We start from the raw sequence: 17,839 nt of genomic DNA on the forward strand, positions 1-17,839 counted from the left end.
GGAACGCGGCGACCAGGCCGGCGGCGGTGGCGTCGCCGGCGGGCACGAGGCCCGTCGTGACGCCCACGGCGGCGAGGGCGCGGGCGGTCGCCGGCCCGACGGCGGCCCACCGGGTCGGGACGGCGCCCAGGTCGGCCCCGGTGCGCCCGGCGGCCGCGGCGAGGGCGTCGACGGCGTTGACGCTGGTCACGACCGTCCACGCGAAGGCGCCCCGGGCGAGGTCGCGGACGGCGTCGTCGAGGGCGGCGAGGTCGTCCGCCGGCGCGCGCTCGATGACGGGGGCGACGACGACGTCGTGCCCGGCCGCCCGCAGCAGAGCCGCGAGGGGGGCCCCGCGCTCCGGCGCGCGTGCCACGAGCACGGCGTGCCCGGTGTCGTGCCCGGAGTCCTGCCCGGAGTCCTGCCCGGAGTCCTGCCCGGTGTCGGGTCCTGCGTCGTGCGCGGCCGTCACGAACCCTCCGGGTCGTCGGTGCCGGTGGGCGTGCGCAGCGGCGCGACGTCGGCGCGGGCGGCGACGTCGTCCGGGGTGGGCACGTCCGCCGCGCCGCCCACGAGCGGCGCGAGCCGGGCGGCGCCGTCGGCGAGCAGCGCCTCGGCCACGCGGACGCCGAGCGCGATCGCCGTGCCGTCCTGGGTGGCATGGTCCTGGGGGGTGGCGTCGTCCGCGAGCGGCGCGGACGCGCTGTGGGTGAGCTGCTCCGTGCCGTCCACCCGCGCCACCACCGCGGTGAGCTGCAGCTCGCCCGCCTCGACCCGGGCGTGCGCGCCGACCGGCGCGGCGCAGCCGGCCTCCAGCCGCGCGAGCACGGCCCGCTCGGCGAGCACGGCGAGCCGCGTGGGGCGGTGGTCGAGCGCGGCGAACGCCGCGCCCAGCGCGGAGCCCGCCGCCAGGTCGTCGCTGCGGGCCTCGACGGCGAGCGCGCCCTGCCCGGGGGCGGGGGCCACGACCACCGGGTCGAGCACGTGCGTCACGACCTCCGTGCGGCCCAGGCGGGACAGCCCGGCGTACGCGAGGACGACGGCGTCGAGGTCGGCGTCGGGGCCGAGGGCGCGCGCGAGCCGCGTCTCCACGTTCCCGCGGATGTCGACCAGCTCGACGTCGGGGCGGGCGGCCTTCACCAGCGCCGCCCGGCGCGGCGACCCCGTGCCCACGCGGGCGCCGCGGGGCAGCGTGTCGAGGGTGCGGCCGTCGCGGGCGCACAGGGCGTCGCGCGGGTCCTCGCGTTCCGGCGTCACGACCGTCAGCCCGTCCGGCTGCGCCGTGGGGAGGTCCTTGAGCGAGTGCACCGCGACGTCGCAGCGGCCGTCGAGCAGGGCCTCCCGCAGCGCGGTGACGAAGACGCCCGTGCCGCCCAGCGAGGCGAGCGAGCCGGTCTTCACGTCGCCCTCCGTGCGGATCCGGACCAGCTCGACGGGCTGGCCGAGCAGCTCCTCCAGCCGGCGCGCGACCATGCCGGACTGGGTCGTGGCGAGGGCGCTGCCGCGGGTGCCGAGGCGCAGCGGGGCGGGGGCGGTCTCGGGGGTGCTCACCGGTCCAGTGTCGCGCAGCGGCCCGGCCTGTGGACAACCCTCGGGCGGCCCGAGGCCGATCTCACACCGCACCCGCCGTCGTCCTGACGCCCGGTCACGACGATGCGTCAGCACCGCTCCGTCCGAGCTGTCGGGACGAGCGCCGGGCACGCCGTGCGCTCCTCCTGACAGGTCGCGGGTCAGAGGGCGGCGACGGCGGCCTGGGCGTGCGCGACGATCGCCGCGAGCCCGGTGCCGGCCACCCAGCCCCCGGTGACGGCCAGCCCCGGGGTGTGCCCGACGGCGGCGGTGAACGCGGCGACGTCGGCGCGGTAGGCGGGGGTGGGCGGGGGCAGGGAGCCGTCCCACCGCTGCAGCAGGTGGTCGCGGACGCGGTCGGTGAGGTCGACGCCGAGCAGGGCGGACGCGTCGCGGGCGGCCTCGTCGGCGGTGGGCGGCGCGGTCTCCGTGCCGATCCGGCCGTACGACAGGCGCACCACGTGCACGCCCGGCCCGACGGCGGCGCGCACGCGGTCGGCGAGCCACGGCCACTTCGCCGTGGCGTGCGTGAGCGCCTTGGCGCGCACGCCGGCCGCGGCACCGGCGGCGCCCTCGTCGTCGGGCGCCACGAGCAGGCCGGAGCCGCGCGGCGCGTCGTCGAGCTCGGGGGCGTCGAGCAGGAGGGTCGCGAGCCAGATGTCGGCGCCGTCCTCGGGGGTGGGCACGACGACGCCCGCGGGCGCGTCGCCGTCGAGCGGCGCGACCCACGGCGCGAGCAGCGGCGCGACGCGCGGCGTCGTCACGACCAGCCGCGGCGCGTGCACCGTGCCGCCGGCGGCGGTCGTGACCTGCCACCCGCCGCGGACGCGCTCGACGGCCACCACCCGCTGCGCCACCCGGACCGCGGCGTGGATCGGCCCGGTCGCGTCGGTGCGCGGGGAGTCGGCGAACTCCTCGGCGCTCGCGGCGATCTCGCCGGTGAGCGCCTCGACGAGGGCGTGGATGCCGCCGTCGATGCCGCGGACGGCGGACCCGGCGGGCGCGGCGGCCCGCAGCGCCCCGACGGCGAGGGACAGGGAGCCCGTGCGGGCGAAGGCGTCGAGCAGGCCGGGCGCGACGGCGGCGACGTCGAGCCGGTCCAGCGGCGCGGAGTGCACGCCCGTCGCGACGGGGGCCACGAGCCGGTCGGCCACGCGGCGCCCGAGGCGGGAGCGCACCAGCGACCCGAGGTCCGTGGTGTCCGCGACGATGCGCGGCAGCACGCGGTCGAGCGCCGCGCGGGCGACGCCCGGCCAGCCGATCGCGCGGCGCACGTCGGGCGCCCACGGCGTCGAGGGGATGCCGAGCACGCCCGCCTTCGGCAGGGGGAACGCGCGCCCGGCGGCGTACCCCCAGGCGGACAGCGGTGCCGGGCTCACGACGTCCAGCCCGAGCTCGTCGGCCAGGTCCGTGACGGCGGTGCCGCGGGCGGCGAACGACTCCGCCCCGAGGTCGAGGCGGACGCGCGGGACGGACCCGAACGCGCCACCGCGCACGGGGCCGCCGACGCGGTCGGAGGCCTCGAGGAGCACCACCTGCAGCCCTCGCTGCACGAGGGTGCGCGCGGCGACGAGACCGCCGATCCCGCCGCCGACGACCACGGCGTCGACGTGCTCCGCGGCCCGCGCGGGCGGGGTCGCGGCGTCGGGGGAGCCGAGCGGCGGGAGCGGCGTCACAGCGAGTGGACCAGCTCGACGACGCGGGTCAGCACGGTCGGGTCGGTGTCCGGGGGCACGCCGTGGCCGAGGTTCACGACGTGACCCGGCGCGGCCTTGCCGCGGGCGACGACGTCGCGCACGTGCGCCTCGAGGACCGGCCAGGGGGCGCCGAGCAGCGCGGGGTCGATGTTGCCCTGCACGGGCACGGCGCCGCGAGGGTGGTCGGCGAGCAGCGCGGCGGCCTCGTCGAGCGGGGTGCGGTAGTCGACGCCGACGGCGGGGTGCGTGACGCCCGCGGTGTCGAGCACGTCGCGCAGGGCGGGCAGCAGGTGCCCGGTGCCGGTGCCGAAGTGGATGGCGGCCAGGCCGTCGTCGTCGGCGCCGGGGACACGCAGGTCGGAGACGTGCGCCAGCGCGGCGGTGGACGACGGCGCCACGTGCGCCGTGTAGTCGGCGAGCGCCAGCGAGCCGGCCCAGGAGTCGAAGAGCTGCACGGCGGACGCGCCGGCGAGCACCTGCGCCCGCAGGAACCGGCCGGTGAGCTCGGCCGTCCAGGCGGTGAGCCGCGCCCAGGTCTCGGGGTCGGCGTGCATGAGGGTGCGGGCCGCGAGGTGGTCGCGCGACGGCCGGCCCTCCACCAGGTAGGCGGCGAGGGTGAACGGCGCGCCGCCGAAGCCGAGCAGCGGCACGTCGCCCAGCTCGGCCACGGTGAGCCGCACGGCCTCGGCGATCGGGGCGAGGGCACCGTCGTCGAGGGTGCGCGAGGTGAGCCGCGCGACGTCCTCGGCCGTCCGGTACGGCTGGTCCATCACGGGCCCGACCCCGGGCTTGATGTCCACGTCGACGCCCGCGAGCCGCAGCGGCACCACGATGTCGCTGAAGAAGACGGCGGCGTCCACGTGGTGGCGGCGCACGGGCTGGAGGGTGATCTCTGCGGCCAACGGTGGCCGGAGGCAGGAGTCGAGCATCCCTACCCCCTGACGGACCTCGCGGTACTCGGGCAGGGACCTGCCGGCCTGCCGCATGAACCACACGGGGGTCACGTCCGGACGGTCGCCCCGCAGGGCACGCACCAGCGGGGCATGCGTCGTCCGGCCGTCGACCAGCGGGTGGTCGGCGGGCAGCAGGGTGGGCTCGCGCCCCGGCTCGGAGGCGATCGTGGGGGATGTCACGGTTCACGATTCTGCCCCGCCGGTTCGGCCCTCTTAAAGTGGGAGCACTGTGGTACTCCTCTCCCTCACCGCCTCGCACCGCGAGCTGGACCTGGACGCGCTCGAGCGCCTGTCCACCGGCTCGGGTTCCGTCGGGCGTGCCGCGGTGGGCGCGTGCGGCCCCGTGCAGGGGTCCGTGGTGATCTCCACCTGCAACCGGTTCGAGCTCTACCTGGACGTCGACGCCCCGGTCCACGGCGACGCCGTGCGGCACGCGACGCGGCACGTCGCGGCGGTCGTGGCGGCCAGCTCGGGGGTGACGGCGGAGGTCGCGGCCGAGTCGTTCACGGTGCGCACCGGGCCCGAGGTCACCGAGCACCTGTTCACGGTCGCGGCGGGCCTGGACTCGATGGTCGTGGGCGAGCGCGAGATCGCCGGGCAGGTGAAGCGCGCCCTCGCGGAGGCGCGCGCCGACGGCACCACGTCCAAGACGCTCGAGCTGCTGTTCCAGACGGCCTCGCGCACGTCCAAGCGCGTCGGCACGCAGACGGAGCTCGGCGCGGCCGGCCGGTCGGTCGTGGCCCTGGGGCTCGACCTCGCAGGACGGGACCTCGCGGGCCGGGAGCTGCGGCGCGGCCCCGCGCCGGCGGGCGACGGGTCGTGGCGCGGGCTGCGCGTGGTGCTCATCGGGACGGGCTCGTACGCGGGGGCGTCCGTGGCGGCCCTGCGCGCCCGCGGCTGCGACGACGTGCGCGTGTACTCGCGCTCCGGCCGCGCGGAGGTGTTCGCGCAGGGGCACGGCGTCGAGCCGGTCCGCGACCTCGTGACGGCGCTCGCGGACGCCGACCTGGTGGTGTCGTGCTCGGGCGCCCGGGGCCGCCGGCCCGCCGGCGCCCCCGCGGACGGCGGGGCCGAGGCCTCGCTGGAGTACGTGCTCGACGCCGCCGCCGTGGTGCGGGCGCGCGAGCGGGCCGCTGCGGCGGCGGGCGACGAGCCGGAGCCCCGGCCCCTGGTGGTGCTGGACCTGGCCCTGCACCGCGACGTCGACCCGCGCGTGGCCGACGTCGAGGGCGTGCTGCTCTACGACCTGGGCACGCTCAAGGCCCACGCCCCCGCGACGGCGGCGGGCGTCGTCGACCGGGCGCGGTCGATCGTGGACGCCGCGGCCGCGGACTTCGAGGAGACCCGCCTGGGGCGCGCGGCGGACGCCGCCGTCGTGGCCCTGTTCGACGCGGCCGAGGAGCGGGTGCGCGCCGAGGTCGACGTCGCCACGGAGCGGCTCACCACCGAGCTCGCGGCCCGCGGCGAGACCCCGGAGGAGGGCGACGTCGACGCCATCGCGCGCGACGTCCGCAAGCGCGTGCACTCCGCTCTGCACGGGCAGATCGTGGCGGTGCGCGCCGACGCGCTGGCGCGCGCACGCGCCGAGGAGGCCGCCGTCGTGTCCGGTGCCGAGGCGCTCGTCACCGGCGCGGAGCGCGGCGTCCGACGCTGAGCCGCCGCCGACGCGGGCCCGGGCGGAGGTCCGGGCTGTCGCGATCGTCCGGCACGGACCGGTTCGGCGTACGGAGTCCCGGATCACCCCGTTTCAGCGCGCGCGTCCGGCATGTCGGCACTAGCGTTCCGAGCGCGGGCACGGGTCCGCCACCGGTCGACCTGTCGATGGTTGGGACCGCTCGAAAGGACACGTGAGATGGACACCTTCTGGGACTTCTTCTGGTACCTCGTCTGGATCTTCCTGTTCGTCGCCTACCTGATCGTGCTCTTCCAGATCCTCACCGACCTCTTCCGCGACCGGGAGCTGTCGGGCTGGTGGAAGGCGCTCTGGGTGGTCTTCCTCATCTTCGTCCCGCTGATCACGTCGCTGATCTACCTCATCGCCCGCGGGCGGGGGATGTCGGAGCGCCAGCTGGAGGCGGTCAAGACGGCCAAGGCCGACACCGACGCGTACATCCAGCAGGTGGCCCAGCAGGCGTCCCCGGCGGACCACATCGCCTCGGCCAAGAAGCTGCTGGACGACGGGACGATCTCGCCGGAGGAGTTCGCGCAGCTCAAGGCGAAGGCCCTCTCCTGACGCTCGGCGCGCACGCCTGACCGGCGCGGCACGACCCACGACGCCCGGCCCCGCACCCCGCGGGGCCGGGCGTCGTCGTCCCCGGGCGTCGCTACGCTCGACGGCATGACCTCGACGACGGCCCCGGCGCCGCGGCTCGGCGTGATCGACATCGGCTCCAACACGGTGCACCTGCTCGTCATGGACGCCCGGTACGGCGTGCGGCCGGTGCCGCACGCGTCGCGCAAGATCGCCGTGCGGCTGATGCGCTACCTCGACGACGACGGCTCGGTGACCGACGAGGGCCGGGGCGCTCTCCTCGCGGCCGTCGACGACGTCATGACGCTCGCGCGCGAGTCCGCCGTCGAGGAGCTGCTGCCGATGGCCACGTCGGCGCTGCGAGACGCCGCGAACGGCGCCGAGGTGCTCGCCGCGATCTCCGCGCGCGTGGGTCGCGACGTCCTCGTCCTCTCCGGGGAGGACGAGGCCCGGCTGACGTTCCTCGCCGCCCGGCGCTGGCACGGGTGGGCCGCCGGCCGGCTGCTGGTGCTCGACATCGGCGGCGGCTCCCTGGAGATCGCGTCCGGCGTGGACGAGGAGCCCGACCTCGCCGCGTCCGTCCCGCTCGGCGCCGGCCGCACGACGCGCGAGTTCCTGCGGCACGACCCGCCCTCGGCGGACGAGGTCCAGGCCCTGCGCGTGCACGCCCGCGCGCTGCTCGCGCCCGTCGTCGAGCGGCTCGCGTCCGTGCCCGCCCCCGACCACGTGGTGGCGACCTCCAAGACCTTCCGCTCCCTGGCGCGCCTCGCCGGGATGCAGGTGGAGGCCGTGGGTCCCGACGACCGCTGGCGGATGCGGCTCGCGCAGCTCTCCGACTGGGTGCCCCGCCTCGCCCGCATCCCTGCCGACGGGCGCACCGCCCTGCCCGGCGTCACCACCGACCGCACGTACCAGATCGTCGGCGGCGGCGTCGTGGCGGAGGAGACCATGCGCGCGCTCGGCGTCGACGAGGTCGAGATCTGCCCCTGGGCGCTGCGCGAGGGCGCCGTGCTGCAGCGCCTCGACCGGATGTAGGCACCGCGTCCGGCGCGGTCAGGGGCGGGGCGGGGCCTGCACCCACGCGGCGCCGGGGGCGGAGACCCGCGTGCCGTCGGGGCGGTCCACGACGACGAGCAGGACGGCGGTGCACGTCGCGCAGCGCGCGACGCCGCCCATGGCGGACAGGTGCACGGTCGTGCGGGCGACGACGTCGGTGTGCCCGCAGTGCGCGCAGCGCACGACCGCGCGGGTGGCGTCGAAGGAGTAGACCTCGCTGAGCATCCCGGCCAGGGCCGAGCCGTCGAGGGCGGAGGCGGGGTGCGCCTCGCCCGGGGGCGCCGGGGAGGGGCCGTCGTGGGGCTGCGTCATCAGGCACCTCCGAAGCGCTCGGTACGGACCCGGGCGGGCGGGTGGCCGAGGCCGGTGAGCAGCTCGGCCGTCGCCTCGACGAAGCGGGTGGGTCCGCAGACGAAGACGTCCGTGCCGTCGGCGGGGCCGAACCCGGGGGCGGTGAGGTCGTCCGCCGTGATCCGGGCCGGGGGCGTGGGCCAGCCCGGCGGCACCTCGCGGGTGTAGACCCACCGCACGTCGAGGCCCGGGTCCGGGGTGTCGATCTCGTCGCGCCCGATGGCGTCCGAGGGGCCGCGCACGGAGCAGACCAGCCGGAACGGGGCCCGGCGCCCGGACAGGCGGCGGGCGCGCAGCATCGCGAGGAACGGCACGACGCCGGAGCCGCCGGCCACGAGCAGCACGGGTGCCGCGTCGTGGTCGTGCCACACGAAGTACCCGCCGAGCGGGCCGCGCACCTCGACCTGGTCGCCGGGGCGGGCGTCGTGGGTGAGGTAGGGCGAGACCTCGCCGTCGGGGACCTCGTCCACGACGAGGTCGACGCGCTCGTCCACGCCCGCCGTCGCGAGGGAGTACGCGCGGGTCGCCTGGTAGCCGTCCGGCGCGGTGAGGCGCACGTCGACGTGCTGGCCGGGCAGCGCGCCGCCGAACCCGGGCACGGCGAGCGTGAGCTCCCGGGCCGTGTCGGTGAGGGGGCGTGCTCCGACGACGGTCCCGACGTGCCAGGTCACGAGTACCGCTGCTCGAGCCAGGGGTCGCCGTAGGCGTGGTAGCCGTTCTGCTCCCAGAAGCCGAGGTCCTCGGCGTCCATCAGCTCCAGGCCGCGCAGCCACTTGGCGCTCTTCCAGAAGTACAGGTGCGGCACGAGCAGCCGCGCGGGCCCGCCGTGCACCGGCTCCAGCGGCTCGCCCTCGAACTCGAACGCGACCCACGCCTGCCCGTCGAGCAGGTCCTGCAGCGGCAGGTTCGTCGTGTAGCCGCCGTAGGAGTGCGCCATGACGAACTCCGCGCTCGTCTCGACGTCGGCCAGCAGGGTGTCCAGGGAGACGCCGCGCCACGACGTGCCGAGCTTGGTCCAGTGCGTGACGCAGTGGATGTCGGTCTCGACGTCCTCGGCCGGCAGCGCCCGGAGCTCGTCCCAGGTCCAGGTGCGGCCCTCTCCGGTCTCCGTGCGGACGGTGAGCTCCCAGTGCGCCTCGTCGACGTGCGGCGTCGGGCCGGCGGACAGCACCGGGAAGTCGTCGGTGACGAACTGGCCCGGCGGGATCTGGTGCTCCGGCTCGGGGCGCCGGCCCCCGAAGCCCCGCGTGACGACGCCCATCGGGCCTCCCTCTCACCGTGGTCGGGCCAACGGCCCGGGTCGCTCGAACCCGGGTTCGCTCCGACCCTGTGCCGCTCGAACCCCGTGCCGCTCGAACCCTGGGTCCGATCAGACCAGACGCGCGGGCCCCTCGCACCTGCCGCGCGGGGCGGGCGTCAGCGCGACGACGACCAGGCGGCGTGGTCCGTGCCCCACGGGTGCGCGGGCGCCGGGTGGTCGTCGAGGCCGGGCAGGGCGGGACGCGCAGTCGTGACGCGGGGCCGGTGGCCGTGGCTCACGACCGCGTCCGGCCCCGGCGCCCCGGCGGGCGGGTGGCCGGGGTCGCGGCCGTCGGCGTCGAGCAGCCAGGCCGCCGTGCGCGCCAGGGCGGTCACCACGTCCCGCCCCCGCCCGTCGTGGCCGCGGGCGGCGAGGGCGTCGACCACGCCGGCGGCGAGCAGGTAGCCCGTGGCGTGGTCGAGCGCCTGCGCGGGCAGCGCGCCGGGGACCTCGCCGTCGGCGGACTCCAGCATCGCGACGCCCGACGCCGCCTGCACGATCGAGTCGAAGCCGCGGCGGTGCGCCCAGGGGCCGGCCTCGCCCCACGCGGAGACGCGGCCGACGACGGCGCCCGGCGGCGGGCGCAGCCCGAACGCCTCGAGCGCGCCGGGGCGGTAGCCGGTGACGAGCACGTCCGCGTCGTCCAGCAGCGCCTGGGCGCGCTCGCGGTCGCCGGCGTCGTGCAGGTCGAGCAGGGTGGTGCGCTTGCCCTGCCCGACGTCGAGGTGCTGGTGGCGGATCTCCGCGGGCACGGGCGGGTCCACGCGCAGCACGTCGGCGCCGAGCGCGGCCAGCGCGCGCGTGGCGACCGGCCCGGCGATGACCCGCGTCAGGTCGAGCACCCGGACCCCCGCGAGCGGCGCCGGCCCACCCGGGAGGGGGACCGGGCCCGGAGCCGCGTCGTCGCGAGCCGTGACCCGCACGAGCGGACCCTGCGCCGCGGCCGCCCCGGGCGTCGAGGCCCGCCACGCGGCCTCGTCCCGGACACGGGCGACGATCGCGCCGGCGGCCGCGGCGTCGTCCTCCAGCGCGGCGGCGGAGGCGTCGGCGAGGCGCGCGGCCAGACCGTCGCGGTCCGTGCCGTCGGTCAGCCCGAGCAGCCGCAGCAGCCGCGCCCGGTGGTGCGGGTAGTTGGCGTGCGTGCGCACCCACCCGTCGCCGGTCCGGAAGAAGCCGGAGAGCGGCGCGAACCCGGGGACGGGACGACCGTCCAGCCGTAGCAGCCGGTCCGAGCCGAACGACGCCGCCACCCGCGCCGGCGACGGGCCGCGCTCCGTCAGCGGCCCGGTCGCCCCCGCCCGCCCGGCGGCCGAGCAGAGCGCGGCGACCGACCCGAGCGACAGGTCCAGCGCCGGCAGCGTCGCCGCGAGCCACGCGTCCCGGCCGCCGTCGAGCGTCGCCGCGTCGCGCCCGCCGTCCTGCGCGCGGTCGTGACCGCCGTCGTGCGCGAGGCCCGGCGCGACCCCGTCCCGGTAGTCCGCCACCAGGCGGCGCCATCGCTCCATCCCGCCACCGTAGCCACCACCGCCGAGTCGTCGGGGGCCGTCTCGCGGAGGCTCCGGCCCCCTCGCGGGAGGCGGGTGGGCGCGAGGCGCGGGCCGGATAGGATCGCGGGCATGGCCAAGAGCTCTGCGACCGCCCCTGTCCTGCGTCCGTTCGAGGGTCTGCCGGGGGAGGCGGACTGGGTGGCGCTGCGCGAGGTGGTGCCGTCCGCCACGGCGACGGCGCGGACGACGCCGGACCACGGCGGGCGCGACGTCGTCGTCACGACCGTCCTGCCGGGCGGCTGGTGCGCGCTGCACCGCGAGGACGGCACGGTCCTGCTCGCGCTGCACGGCATGGGCAGCTCGGACGACCTGAGCCGCGACCTCGCGGCGGCGCTGCTCACGGCCGCAGCGGCGGAGCCGGGCACGGGCATCCTCCCGGAGGAGCTGCCGGCCCCGCAGGACGGCGACCCGCGGCTGCAGGACGTGCTCGACCTCGACGTCCCGTTCGAGGTGACCGTGCACGAGGGCTACGACTACTGGCTCGACGCCGGCACGGAGATGACCGACGAGATCCGCGAGTCGCTCGACGAGGCGGCCGAGGCGTCCATCCCGACGGTGAAGCTGGCGTCGGTGCCGGCGGCGTACTGGTGCCGGATGTCGCGCGAGTTCCTGCGCTGGGCGCGCACGGAGGACGAGGACCGCGTCGTGGACGCGATCGCCCGTCTGCACGCGCGCCGGGAGTCGGGCCTCGTGGGTGGCAAGTTCCTCGGCATGTTCCGTGCCTGCGGCCTCGTGGTGCCCGTCTGGGAGCTGCCCCGCGGCACGGAGGCGGCGGAGCTCGAGGAGCCGGTGGCGGAGCTCGCGACCCGCCTCGAGGAGGCGCTCGCGGTGACGGAGCCGCTCGACGCGAACGAGCGGCGGGCCCGGGCCGGTATCGTCTCCCGACAGGTGACGCTGCGCTGACGCGGCGCCCCGCGCGGACCGTCGCGCGGCGGGTCGGCGGGTCGGTGGCTCAGCAGGGCGGTGGCGGCTCCGCACGATCTTCACGGCACGTCCCGGACGACACCCTTTCTTGACCCGAGATCGGGCCTTCCGGGGGAGTACAGTTCTTCGGGAAAAGATTGCTCTTCTGATCCCCGGTGATTCCCCAAGGAGCCACCGCACAGCAGCGCCGGGCGGGCGTCGTCCGCACGGCCGACACGGGCGAGACCCAACAGGCAGGGAGTCGTGAACACGGACCACGGAGCGACCCGTACGGGCGCTGAGGTGTCCACCAGCCAGGACGAGGCCGGCGAGCGGAACAGCGTCGCCGGACAGGACGGCGCAGGCGCGACCGTCACCACCCGCGTGGGTGCGCTGCCCGTCGCCAAGACGCCGCGGCCGCCGACGGCGCAGGGGCGCCGCAACCCGCAGCGGGTCGCGGTGATCATCCCCGCCAAGGACGAGTCGGCGCGCGTCGCCGCCACCGTGCGGTCGGCCCGCGCGATCCCGCACGTCGACCTCGTGCTCGTGGTCGACGACGGCTCGACGGACGACACGCAGCACGTGGCGCGCGACGCCGGTGCCGTGGTCGTGCGGCACTCGCACAACCGGGGCAAGGCCGCCGCGATGGAGACCGGCGCGGCCGTGGTCGCCATGCGCGACGCCGACGGGCGCGCCCCGCGCCTCCTCCTGTTCGTGGACGGCGACCTGGGCGACACGGCCGTCAACACGGCGCCGCTCGTCGCGCCCGTGCGCGAGGGCGTGGCGGACCTCGCGATCGCCCTGCTGCCGAGGCAGACCGGGGCCGGCGGCCGCGGGATCGTCGTGGGCACGGCCCGGCGCGCCATCCAGCACCTCACGGGGTGGAGCCCTAGCCAGCCGCTGTCCGGCATGCGCTGCCTCACCCGCGAGGCGTTCGAGGCGGCGACGCCGCTGGCGCACGGCTGGGGCGTCGAGACCGGCATGACGATCGACCTGCTCCGGCAGGGGTACGTGGCCGTCGAGGTGCCGTGCGACCTCAAGCACCGGGCGTCGTCGAACGACCTCAAGGGGCAGCTCCACCGCGCCGGGCAGTACCGGGACGTGGTGCTCGCGGTGAACGCGCGGCGGGTGCGCGGCGCGGTCGACGCGGTCCGCGGCATCGGGCGCCCGCGCGACCACGCGTCGTCCTGATCTGCAGCGACGCGGGGATCCGCCCCGTGGGGGCGTCGGCGCCTGCGTCGACAACCCCACGGGGGCGTGGCTAGGCTCGCAGCCCGGGCGGGACTCCCCGTCCCGCCCATCCCGACGGAGGCCCGATGCCCACCTCTGACACCGGAACCCTTGACCCGCGGCGCGGGCCCGACGCCCGCGCCGTGCTGGACGTCCTGGCCGCCGGCGGGCCCGCCGGCGAGGACGCCCTCGTCGAGGCGACGGGCCTGCCCGCCGCGACCGTGGGTCGCGCGCTGGCCGCGCTGACGGAGGCGGGGGCCGTGGTCGCCGACGGGGCGCCGGGCCGGGTCCGCGTAGACCCGGACTCGGCCTTCGGGCTGGGCGTCGACGTCGCGCGCGACCGCGTGCGGGTGGCCCTCGTCGACGCGACGGGCACCGTGCGGGCGCGGGCCGAGCGCCGCGACGTGCAGCGCACGCCGGTGGCGCGGGCGCGGGCCGCGGCGGGGCTCGCGAACTCCTGCCGCGAGGACGTGGAGGCGCGGCTCGGGCCGGGCCGGCGGGTCGAGGTGGGCCGCGCGGTCGTGGCCTTCCCCGCCGTCGTCGGCGTGGACCACACCACCGTGCTGCACGTGCCGGGGTACGAGAAGGGCGGCACGACGCTCCACGACGCGCTCACCGACGCCCTCGCCTGCCCGGTCTCCCTCGACAACGACGTGAACCTCGCCGCCGTCGCCGAGCAGCACCTGGGGGCGGGGCGCGGCCGGTCGTCGTTCGTCACGCTGGCCTTCGGGGAGGGCTTCGGCGCGGGCGTCGTGCTGGACGGGCGCCTGCACCGCGGGGCGTCGGGCATCGCGGGCGAGGTCGCCTTCCTGCCGCAGCCGGGCCACGCGCTGGGCGAGCAGGTGCTCGGCGACGCCGCGATCGCCGCGCTCGCGAAGGACCACGACCTGCCCGAGGACATCACGGTGCGAGAGCTGATCGACCGGGCCGACGCCGGGGACGGCGTGGCGGACGCGGTCGTGGCCGAGATGGCGCGCCGCGTCGCCGTGGTCGTGGCGTCGCTCGCCATCGTGCTCGACCCCGAGCTCTTCGTCCTCGGGGACCAGGCGGCGCGCCCGCCGATCGCGCAGCGGGTCACCGCCTTCCTGCGCGACCGCATCTCCGTGCTGCCGGTCCGGATCGAGGCGTCCCCGCTGGGTGCGGACGGGGCCGTGCTGGGCGCCGGGCACGCGGCCGGCGAGGCGCTGCGTGCCGTGGTCGCCGAGCGTGCGGTGGCGGCGTCCGACGGAGTCACCGACGGAGCGTCCCGGTGACGGCGCAGGACGCGCCGTCCGACCTCACCGCGCCCTCCGACCTCACCGCGCCGTCCGACCTCACCACGCGCCTCGGGCTGGCCCCGGACGCCCGGGCGATCATCCTCAACGCCGACGACCTGGGCATGTGCCGCGCCGCGAACCGCGCGATCATGCCCCTGCTGGCCGCGGGGCACCTGGACTCGTCGACGGTCATGGTGCCGTGCCCGTGGGCGCCGGACGCGCTCGCGACGGCGGCCGCCGACCCGGGCCTCGACGTCGGCGTGCACCTCGTCCTCACCAGCGAGTGGACCCGGTACCGGTGGCGGCCGCTCACGGGCGTGGGGACGTCGCTCGTGGACGACGCCGGCTACTTCCCCGCGGGCGTGGACGCCGTGGAGCGGCGCGCGGACGACCAGGACGTGGCCGCCGAGCTCGCGGCGCAGCTGGACGCCGCGCTGGCCGCGGGCGTCGACGTGAGCCACCTCGACAACCACATGGGCTCGGTCTACGGGCTCGCGACGGGCCGCTCCTTCCTGCCGCAGGTGCTCGGGCTCGCCGCCGAGCGCGGCCTGCCGTTCCGGCTGCCGCGCTCGCTCGACGGGCTCGCGGCGATGGGCGCCGACCCGGACGCGCCGGGGTCGCAGGCACTGCTGGACGCCGCCACCGGCGCCGCCGACGCGGCCGGCGTCGTCATCGTCGACCGGCTGTGGACGCACCCGTTCGAGCTCGCGGGGGAGGGCACGCCCGACGCCGAGGACTACGCGACGGTGAAGGCCGGCTTCCTCGACCTGCTGCGGAGCGTGCGTCCCGGCGTGACCGAGATCTTCCTGCACCCGATGCTGGTGGGCGACGAGCTGACCGACGCGGTCGACTACGCGGCCCCCAAGCGCGGGTACGAGGAGCGGCTGCTGCGCGACCCGGACGTGGCGGCGACCGTCGCCGCGGAGGGGCTCGTGCGGATCGGCTGGCGCGACCTGCGTGCGGTGCAGCGGGGCGAGCGGTGAGCCGGCCGGACGGCGTGGCCGCCCGCGAGGGCGGGGCGCTCGCCCGGCTGCGCGACCGGCGCCTCGTCGGGGCGCCGACCCGGGCGCAGACCGTGGCGTACGGGGCGTCGGCGTTCCCGGCGAACCTCATGCTGCAGACGTTCTCCGCGTTCGTCGTCTTCTTCTACGTCGACCACCTCGGGGTGCCCGCCGGCTGGGTCGCGGCCGCGATGGTGGCGCACGGCATCCTCAACGCGCTGCTCAACCCCCTGGTCGGTGCGGCGTCCGACCGGCACCGCACCGCCTGGGGCCGCCGGGTGCCGTGGATCGTGCTGGGGATCGTGCCGCTGGTGGTGGCGTTCGCGCTGGTGTGGATGCCGCCGGCGTTCCCGCCCGCGGGGCTGGTCGTGTGGTTCCTCGTGGTCGTGGCGCTGTTCGACGTCGCGTACGTCGCGGTGGTCCTCAACGTGTCGGCGCTGTTCCCCGAGATCTTCCGCACGACGGCGGAGCGGGCCCGGGGCAACAGCCCCCGGCAGCTGTTCGCGCTGGTGGGCATGATCCTGGGCACCGCGGGCGCGCCCCTGTTGTACGACTCGATCGGCTGGGCGTGGATGGGCGTCGCGCTCGCCGTGGTGTGCGCCGGCTTCTTCGCCTGGTCGCTGGCGGGGATGGTGGAGCGCGACGCCGACGACGCGGCCCGCGCCCGCGAGTCCGCGGTCGGGCTGCGCGACCAGCTCCGGTACACCTTCGCCAACCGTGCGTTCGTCACGTACGTGCTCGGCTCGCTGCTGCTGCAGAGCACCACGGCGGTGCTGCTCGCGGGCGTGCCGTTCTACGTGAAGTACACGGTGGGCGGCACCGACGCGGACTCCACGCTGATGCTCGCGCCGATCTTCGTGGCCGCGATCCCGGCGATCTGGGGCTGGTCGTGGGTGGTGCGGCGCTTCGGGCCCCGCACCACGATGCTCGCGGTCGTCGCCGTCTACGGGCTCGCGACGTGCCTGTACCTCGTCCCCACCACGGTGCTCGGCGCCGCCGCGGCGGGGCTCGCCGTCGGCCTCGGCGTCGCGGGCCTCATGCAGGTGCTCGAGGTGGCGCTCGGGCAGGTGATCGACGACGACGAGCGGCGCACCGGCCTGCGCCGCGAGGGCATGTACTTCGGCGCCAACGGCTTCGTGGTCCGCGGGTCGGTGGTGGTGCAGGCCGTGGTCGTGGCGGGGGTGCTCGCCGCGAGCGGGTACGTCGAGGGCGTGGCGCCGGCGGCGCAGGTCGAGACCGTGTCCACGGGGGTCCGCCTGCTCATCGGCGGTGTGCCCGTGGTGCTCGCGGCGCTGGCGTTCGTCTGCTTCTGGCTCTACCCCCTGCGCTCCTCGGCGCCGAGCACCCCCGCGCCCGCCGTCGCGCCCTGAGCGCCCTGCGCCGGTTCGTCGTCCCGCCGGGCGACGAGCCGGTTCAGGCGCTCGGACATGAGCAGGCCCAGCACGACCAGGACGGCGAGGAAGAGCGGGAAGACCCAGAGCCCGGCCCACGTCGAGAGCACCCCGAAGACCGGGGGCGCGAGGGTCGAGCCGGTGTACGCCGCGGCCATCTGGATCCCGATGACGGCCTGGGAGTTCCGGGGGCCGAAGTTGACCGGGGTGGAGTGGATGATCGCCGGGTAGATCGGCGCGCACCCGAGCCCCATGACCACCAGCCCGACGAGGGCGGGCACCGGCGTGCCGAGGGGGAGCGCGACGAGCAGCACCCCGACGCCGACCGCCGCGAAGCCGCCGCGGATCAGCTGCCGGTCGCCCACCCGGTCGGCGAAGAAGCCGGCGAGGAACCGCCCCGCGGTGATGCCGAGCAGGAAGAGCGACGCGAACGCGGCGGCGGTGGCGTCCTCGACCCCGCGGTCGGTGACCAGGTACGTCGACGCCCACAGGATCGAGGTGCTCTCGAGCGCGCAGTAGGCGAAGAAGGCCGCCAGGATCAGCAGGACTCCGGGGATCCGCAGCGCCGTCGCGAGCGGGACGTGGGTGCTCCCCCGTCCTGCCGGCTCGGCGTCGGACGGCGGGGCGTCGTGAGCCTCGGCGTGCTCGGCCGCCGGGCCCGGCCGGACCTTCCCCCAGAGCGGGATGCTGACGATCAGCACGACCGTGAGCACGGCCTGCGCGACACCGACGATGCGGTAGGCGCTGGACCAGCCGAGGCCCGAGGTGAGGGCGTAGCTCATGATGAACGGGCTGATCGAGGCGCCCACGCCCCAGAAGCTGTGCAGCCAGTTCATGTGCCGTGCCGCGAAGTGCAGGGCCACGTAGTTGTTGAGCGCGGCGTCCACCGCGCCCGCCCCCAGCCCGTAGGGGATGGCCCAGAGGCACAGCACCCAGAACGAGCCCGACACGGAGAAGCCCACGAGGGCGGCGGCGGTCAGCCCGACGCTCACGGCGGTGACGACGCCGACGCCGAGGCGTCGTGTCATCCGCTCGGAGGCCAGGCTGGAGAGGATCGTGCCGCCGGCGATGATCATCGTGATGATGCCGGCGAACGCGACCGGGACGCCGAGGTCCTGGTGCATGACGGGCCAGCCGGCGCCGACGAGGGAGTCCGGGAGCCCGAGGCTGACGAAGGCGACGTAGATGATCGCCAGGAGGAGCGAGTACACGGCGGGGTGGGTCGCCTTTCACGGGACGCCGGGAGGGTGCGGGGCCATCGTCTCAGTCGTCGTGGGGCCCCCCCGCGGGGGGCCGCCGACCCCCGGGGGGTGGGAGGGCGGGGGCCCCGGGGGGGGGCGCCCCGGCCGCGCGCC

The 17,839-nt window shown here is 77.0% G+C and carries 17 protein-coding genes; 8 read left to right on the top strand and 9 right to left on the bottom strand.

Annotated elements, in window-relative coordinates:
• The 4 genes from ACFU5J_RS21325 to hemE all read right to left on the bottom strand — a co-directional run.
• The coding region (locus ACFU5J_RS21325) for a uroporphyrinogen-III synthase (protein WP_430580055.1) at positions 1-451 on the bottom strand (451 nt) is incomplete at its 3' end.
• Entirely contained in the window at positions 448-1,530 is a 1,083-nt protein-coding gene (gene hemC / locus ACFU5J_RS21330) for a hydroxymethylbilane synthase (protein WP_430573245.1), read from the bottom strand. The genes ACFU5J_RS21325 and hemC, both read right to left, overlap by 4 nt.
• 179 nt (positions 1,531-1,709) lie before the next feature.
• The gene (locus ACFU5J_RS21335) at positions 1,710-3,224 is read right to left on the bottom strand and encodes a protoporphyrinogen/coproporphyrinogen oxidase (protein ID WP_430580056.1); all 1,515 of its coding nucleotides are present in this window, start codon (positions 3,222-3,224) and stop codon (positions 1,710-1,712) included.
• Positions 3,221-4,378 (bottom strand): uroporphyrinogen decarboxylase, encoded by a 1,158-nt coding sequence (gene hemE, locus ACFU5J_RS21340; RefSeq protein ID WP_430580057.1) that lies wholly within the window; start codon positions 4,376-4,378, stop codon positions 3,221-3,223. Before hemE ends, ACFU5J_RS21335 begins: the two co-directional genes overlap by 4 nt.
• Positions 4,379-4,427: 49 nt before the next feature.
• Here hemE and ACFU5J_RS21345 point away from each other — a divergent pair, with 49 nt between their 5' ends.
• The 3 genes from ACFU5J_RS21345 to ACFU5J_RS21355 all read left to right on the top strand — a co-directional run bounded on the left by ACFU5J_RS21345 (position 4,428) and on the right by ACFU5J_RS21355 (position 7,484).
• Positions 4,428-5,852 (top strand): glutamyl-tRNA reductase, encoded by a 1,425-nt coding sequence (locus ACFU5J_RS21345; protein ID WP_430580058.1) that lies wholly within the window; start codon positions 4,428-4,430, stop codon positions 5,850-5,852.
• Between the two features lie 198 nt (positions 5,853-6,050).
• Positions 6,051-6,431: a hypothetical protein gene (locus tag ACFU5J_RS21350; RefSeq protein ID WP_430573241.1), complete on the top strand. Its 381-nt coding sequence runs from the start codon at positions 6,051-6,053 to the stop codon at positions 6,429-6,431.
• Positions 6,432-6,536: 105 nt separating this feature from the next.
• A complete protein-coding gene (locus ACFU5J_RS21355; protein WP_430573240.1) occupies positions 6,537-7,484 on the top strand; it encodes a Ppx/GppA family phosphatase in 948 nt (315 codons plus the stop codon).
• An 18-nt stretch (positions 7,485-7,502) separates the two neighbouring features.
• Here ACFU5J_RS21355 and ACFU5J_RS21360 read toward each other — a convergent pair whose 3' ends face one another.
• From ACFU5J_RS21360 to ACFU5J_RS21375, 4 genes are all read right to left on the bottom strand, one after another.
• The gene (locus ACFU5J_RS21360; RefSeq protein ID WP_430573239.1) at positions 7,503-7,817 is read right to left on the bottom strand and encodes a DUF6510 family protein; all 315 of its coding nucleotides are present in this window, start codon (positions 7,815-7,817) and stop codon (positions 7,503-7,505) included.
• On the bottom strand, positions 7,817-8,527 hold the full coding sequence (locus ACFU5J_RS21365; RefSeq protein ID WP_430573238.1) for an FAD-binding oxidoreductase: 711 nt from the start codon (positions 8,525-8,527) through the stop codon (positions 7,817-7,819). The genes ACFU5J_RS21360 and ACFU5J_RS21365 overlap by 1 nt, the downstream gene beginning before the upstream one ends.
• Positions 8,524-9,117 (bottom strand): sulfite oxidase-like oxidoreductase, encoded by a 594-nt coding sequence (locus ACFU5J_RS21370; RefSeq protein WP_430573237.1) that lies wholly within the window; start codon positions 9,115-9,117, stop codon positions 8,524-8,526. Before ACFU5J_RS21370 ends, ACFU5J_RS21365 begins: the two co-directional genes overlap by 4 nt.
• 155 nt (positions 9,118-9,272) lie before the next feature.
• Complete coding sequence (locus tag ACFU5J_RS21375; RefSeq protein ID WP_430573236.1) at positions 9,273-10,661, bottom strand: CoA transferase; 1,389 nt, start codon at positions 10,659-10,661, stop codon at positions 9,273-9,275.
• A 111-nt stretch (positions 10,662-10,772) separates the two neighbouring features.
• On the opposite strand from ACFU5J_RS21375, the gene ACFU5J_RS21380 reads away from it, so the two are divergent.
• The 5 genes from ACFU5J_RS21380 (at position 10,773) to ACFU5J_RS21400 (ending at position 16,463) form a co-directional block, all read left to right on the top strand.
• The gene (locus tag ACFU5J_RS21380) at positions 10,773-11,606 is read left to right on the top strand and encodes a DUF5926 family protein (protein WP_430580059.1); all 834 of its coding nucleotides are present in this window, start codon (positions 10,773-10,775) and stop codon (positions 11,604-11,606) included.
• 393 nt (positions 11,607-11,999) lie between these two features.
• Complete coding sequence (locus tag ACFU5J_RS21385) at positions 12,000-12,797, top strand: glycosyltransferase family 2 protein (RefSeq protein ID WP_430580063.1); 798 nt, start codon at positions 12,000-12,002, stop codon at positions 12,795-12,797.
• 125 nt (positions 12,798-12,922) lie between these two features.
• Positions 12,923-14,089 (top strand): ROK family protein, encoded by a 1,167-nt coding sequence (locus ACFU5J_RS21390; protein WP_430580060.1) that lies wholly within the window; start codon positions 12,923-12,925, stop codon positions 14,087-14,089.
• The gene (locus ACFU5J_RS21395; protein ID WP_430580061.1) at positions 14,086-15,075 is read left to right on the top strand and encodes a ChbG/HpnK family deacetylase; all 990 of its coding nucleotides are present in this window, start codon (positions 14,086-14,088) and stop codon (positions 15,073-15,075) included. Before ACFU5J_RS21390 ends, ACFU5J_RS21395 begins: the two co-directional genes overlap by 4 nt.
• On the top strand, positions 15,072-16,463 hold the full coding sequence (locus ACFU5J_RS21400) for an MFS transporter (protein ID WP_430573232.1): 1,392 nt from the start codon (positions 15,072-15,074) through the stop codon (positions 16,461-16,463). The genes ACFU5J_RS21395 and ACFU5J_RS21400 overlap by 4 nt, the downstream gene beginning before the upstream one ends.
• Here ACFU5J_RS21400 and ACFU5J_RS21405 read toward each other — a convergent pair.
• The gene (locus ACFU5J_RS21405) at positions 16,409-17,695 is read right to left on the bottom strand and encodes an MFS transporter (RefSeq protein ID WP_430580062.1); all 1,287 of its coding nucleotides are present in this window, start codon (positions 17,693-17,695) and stop codon (positions 16,409-16,411) included. The two genes, ACFU5J_RS21400 and ACFU5J_RS21405, sit on opposite strands and share 55 nt — an antisense overlap.
• Positions 17,696-17,839: the final 144 nt, after the last annotated feature.

This window comes from Isoptericola sp. NPDC057559 (assembly GCF_042801555.1).
Lineage (GTDB): Bacteria > Actinomycetota > Actinomycetes > Actinomycetales > Cellulomonadaceae > Isoptericola.

Coding starts and splice junctions, on each gene's coding strand:
- ACFU5J_RS21380 (WP_430580059.1), top strand. CDS start 10,773: ATGGCCAAGAGCTCTGCGACCGCCCCTGTCCTGCGTCCGTTCGAGGGT.
- ACFU5J_RS21370 (WP_430573237.1), bottom strand. CDS start 9,117: ATGGGCGTCGTCACGCGGGGCTTCGGGGGCCGGCGCCCCGAGCCGGAG.
- ACFU5J_RS21375 (WP_430573236.1), bottom strand. CDS start 10,661: ATGGAGCGATGGCGCCGCCTGGTGGCGGACTACCGGGACGGGGTCGCG.
- ACFU5J_RS21350 (WP_430573241.1), top strand. CDS start 6,051: ATGGACACCTTCTGGGACTTCTTCTGGTACCTCGTCTGGATCTTCCTG.
- ACFU5J_RS21360 (WP_430573239.1), bottom strand. CDS start 7,817: ATGACGCAGCCCCACGACGGCCCCTCCCCGGCGCCCCCGGGCGAGGCG.
- ACFU5J_RS21355 (WP_430573240.1), top strand. CDS start 6,537: ATGACCTCGACGACGGCCCCGGCGCCGCGGCTCGGCGTGATCGACATC.
- ACFU5J_RS21390 (WP_430580060.1), top strand. CDS start 12,923: ATGCCCACCTCTGACACCGGAACCCTTGACCCGCGGCGCGGGCCCGAC.